Source organism: Saccharibacillus kuerlensis DSM 22868, from assembly GCF_000378145.1.
Lineage (GTDB): Bacteria > Bacillota > Bacilli > Paenibacillales > Paenibacillaceae > Saccharibacillus > Saccharibacillus kuerlensis.
This window is the reverse complement of sequence record NZ_KB899325.1, coordinates 1-3,463: the sequence shown is the minus strand read 5'-3', so window position 1 is coordinate 3,463 and position 3,463 is coordinate 1. Positions and strand designations below refer to the sequence as shown.

At 48.1% G+C, this 3,463-nt stretch carries 3 protein-coding genes; all 3 read right to left on the bottom strand.

Annotated elements, in window-relative coordinates:
* A partial coding sequence (locus F456_RS0121345; protein ID WP_018979051.1) for a DUF6531 domain-containing protein occupies positions 1–1,488 on the bottom strand: 1,488 nt, incomplete at its 3' end.
* A 384-nt stretch (positions 1,489–1,872) separates the two neighbouring features.
* Entirely contained in the window at positions 1,873–2,445 is a 573-nt protein-coding gene (locus tag F456_RS0121340) for a suppressor of fused domain protein (protein WP_229675665.1), read from the bottom strand.
* On the bottom strand, positions 2,435–3,463 hold a 1,029-nt coding region (locus F456_RS24160; RefSeq protein WP_018979049.1), incomplete at its 5' end, for a polymorphic toxin-type HINT domain-containing protein. The genes F456_RS0121340 and F456_RS24160, both read right to left, overlap by 11 nt.

The window sequence follows — 3,463 nt, the reverse complement described above, 5'->3', positions numbered from 1 at the left end:
GTTGTCATACGTGTAACGAGTGACGCTGCCCATTGCATCGGTTACGCTCGTCAGATTGTTCTGGTCGTCGTACGCATAGCTGCTCTGATGACCCAGCGCATTGATGACGGCCGTCAACTGATCGCCATCGTTGTACACGATTTTGGACGTGTTGCCGTCGCCATTGGTCTGGCTGGTCATCCGGCCCGCGGCGTCGTAACCGATGATATCGACTTCGCCGGTTGATTGAGTCACACGAGTCAGACGGTTACCCTCGTAGCCATATTGGGTCTTCCCGCCTTTAGGATCGGTCGCCGAAAGGAGCTGTCCTTTATTGTTGTACGTGTAGGTGACAGTATTCCCTTCCGTATCGGTCGTACTCAGCAGGCGACCGCTATCGTCATACGTGCTGGTGACGCTGCTGCCGTCCGGTCCGGTTGCGCTCATCAGATCGCCGCGAGCGTTGTAAGTCATCGAGATGGATTCTCCCGACGGATCGGTCGCCTTTGTCACATTGCCTTTGTCATCGTACTCGAATGTGGTTTTCTGGCCCAGCGCGTTGGTAATGCTGGTCCGGTTTCCTTTTTCGTCATACGTGTACGTCGTCTTGCCGGCCAGCGCATCCTGGACTTCGACCAATTGGTGATTGGCGTCATGGATGCGTTTCTGTACATGACCGTTGCGGTCGGTAATTGTCGTCGTGAACAGACCTTCGGCTTCGCTGTAAGCAAAGGAAGTGGAGTTGCCTTCCAAACCGTCGGTTTGCTTCAGCACTCGGCCGTTGGCGTCGTAGGTATTGGCGAAGCGTTCTTTGCCGGCCAACGCACCCGTAACGATCCGGTCGTCCTCGTTATACGTGTATTCCGTTTTTTGCCCCGCGGGGTCGGTAAGCGTGATCAAGCGTCCGGCAGCATCATACGGGAAGCTTGCCGTACGATCCGCCTGATCGCTAACGGAAGATACAAGGCCCTCATCGTTATACGTGAACAGCAGTTTCGCACCGGTTGCCGGTTCGGTTACGGAAGACAACTTGCCGTCCGTGCCGTATTGCAGGGTCAACTCGATGCCGCCTGCGGTGTTCATCGATTGCAAGGCGCCTTCCGCCGTGAAGCGGTACGTCGTGCCTTCGTAACGGTTCAGCGTGTAGCTGCCGTCGGCGTTCTGTTGCAGCAGATCGTCGCGGGCCGCTTTGTCGAAGGAACTGTACGTGCCGTCCGCATTGTGGATAAACGTATTGTAGCGGAATGCGCTCCAATGAACGCGAACGGCATCCTCTTCTGCAAGTTCCTGCAGACGAATCTCGTAGTTATGGCTCCATCCTTTGCCCAGATCTCCGTCGCCTTGCAGCAAGGAATAATACTGAGCCTGGAAAGGAATCTCGACGCTGCCGTATGCGGCAAGCATCGTGTTCGTGATGATCTGCGCACCCGTCGAAGTATCGATCGCATCGGCATAGAAGGTCTGCTCGTCGCAAGCGGACGGATTCAGGGAAGCAATCGGCGTTCCCAAAGTCGGCGGAGCCGTTGGCTTGGTCGTCTCTTCCCAGCAGAAAAACAGGTTGTAAAAGATAAATCGGATGTAAAGAGCTTGCCTATCATGCTCTGCTGAAGCAGGTTCATGACGTGGACGTTTACTTGACCGATCGTATTCTTGTTGGTAACAAAGCTCTGACGAAAACACAAAGGGCCTTTCGAGAATTCTTCCCGAAAGGCCCTGATTTTACCCAAGTGTCTGACGTTAAGCTTCAGTATGCCCTCCATCCCATCAACAATTGGCCATGCAAATGCTTAGGCTGGAAGTCCACAAATGCATCGTTTCAAGAGGAACTGTTGCACTTGGATTGACAATTCGTCATTAACAGAGAGTATTAAAACCTACATGTCCTAAAAAAAATCAGAGTACAGAATCTCTGCGAATATGGAATGGATCTACATCTTTTGATTCAAGTATTTCTTCAAACAGATCAGCTCCGTGCTTAGAAAAATATTCATACTCCGATGTTGTGATAAAAATAGCCAGAAGGATTCTTCCATTTTTTTCATGATTATCAGTTAAAACTGTGCTATATTCTTCCGGAAACGCAAATGGATCTGTGAAGTAAATAGCATCTTTGTTGTAGAGTTGGGCAAATTCATGATCAACATTTTTAATGCCACTGATTGCAACTCCTCGTCCCATTTGCATCTGGTTAGCTAGACAGTAATACAGTGTGTTTGCCAAAATGTACGCTGCGCTATCAAATCCTTCGTCAACTACCATAGAGACCTCTAGATTGCTTCCTATTACATCATCGTATTTACTGAGTCCAAGAGTGTTATAAACATAACACTCTTCAAATACATTTTTGTATTTCAGAACTTGGATGTTAGGCATACATTTATTATTCTCAAAAATTTCTCTATCAAATGGCTGACCTAAAAACTTGCTGTATTGATCATAGTAGAGTTCACCATAATTAATCATCATTATTCACCCCTTTGTAAGTACCTTCTACCCCTTCATATTTATGACTTATATTACATTCATGGCATTGAACTCTTAACCTTGCATTATATTCATCCAAAACTTCTTTTCTTGTAGGCGGTAATTCACCAGATTTCATGATTGAAATCCTCTCTGCCCAAATATCTGGATAATGATCTAGGTCATATCCAATTCTTTTCACTGGACCGTTTTTAGTATTAACAGTAATACTATCAGGTATACCTTTCCCACAAGTGGGACAAATCATTTTTCCTACTTCATTTTTAGGAGCTTCACTTTCTGCCTTAGTACGTGATCCTTTCCTAAAATTGCTTCTCTTGTATAAACTTTCAACAATGTCTTTATTCGGTTCCTGAATCAAACTACCAATATCACAATTCTCATTATTCGTATTGTGCACCCAGATCGCTAGGTCACTTACGAAGTACGTATGGAACTCGTCCACCGTCATGTTGTACACACGCGCGCTACGCTTGTCCAACTCGATCTGCTCGATCTCAAGCTTCGTTCCATCCGCTTGGGTCAGCTCGTCTCCGACCTTCAGATCTTTGACGTACGTCCATCCTTTCCCTTCGACCCAGAATGGATGGTTATACGTAGATTCGATCTTCTGACCGCCTACATGAATCGTATAGATTTCCTCGGCGATATGGTTGAAGGTCGCTGTTACGGTCTTGTAGCCTTCTTCTCCCGTGACGTCATCTTTAGACAGAACCTGATCGCCGACTTGGATATCTTCGATGTTCTTGTCGCCTTGGTCAGTTTTCACCTGTGTTCCGGCGGTAAAGCAGTTACAGCCGTCCAGCAATCGGGAAGCTTTGCTCTCTTTTCCCAGCTTTCCAATCAACCAAGCCCCGCCTTCAATCCCTTCCTTCGCCACGTACTTCCCGACATGCTTACCAAACGGAATCCAGCTCGCCGCCGTTCCCACTCCGGTCGCGACGCGATCCGTCACCGACAGCTGCTGTCCGGTAATCATGTCCACACCGGTGAACACTTC